Source organism: Burkholderia sp. SIMBA_062, assembly GCF_046534765.1.
Lineage (GTDB): Bacteria > Pseudomonadota > Gammaproteobacteria > Burkholderiales > Burkholderiaceae > Burkholderia > Burkholderia ambifaria.
Genome location: NZ_JAWRYD010000474.1, coordinates 1 through 249, shown reverse-complemented (window position 1 = coordinate 249; position 249 = coordinate 1). Strand labels below are relative to the sequence as shown.

General features: G+C 35.3%; 1 protein-coding gene. It reads right to left on the bottom strand.

Going from position 1 to position 249, the window contains the following annotated elements:
• A partial coding sequence (locus SB786_RS37120; RefSeq protein WP_410731698.1) for a tetratricopeptide repeat protein occupies positions 1-249 on the bottom strand: 249 nt, incomplete at both ends.

The window sequence follows — 249 nt, the reverse complement described above, 5'->3', positions numbered from 1 at the left end:
AGACTCATCTAAGTCCTTGTCAACTTCTTCGTCATTCAAATACAACCTAGAGAGAATTAGCGCAGATTCACTATCTCCCTGATTAGCACTTTCTTTAAACCAATAAACTGCCTTATCAATATTTTTTACATATAAACCTTGTAAGTCTTGCCCCCAATATGCTTTTGCTAATAATTTTTGTGAGCGAATATAGCCACTCTCAGCTGATTCTTCCAGATAGTACTTAGCTTTAGCACTATCTTTACTAAC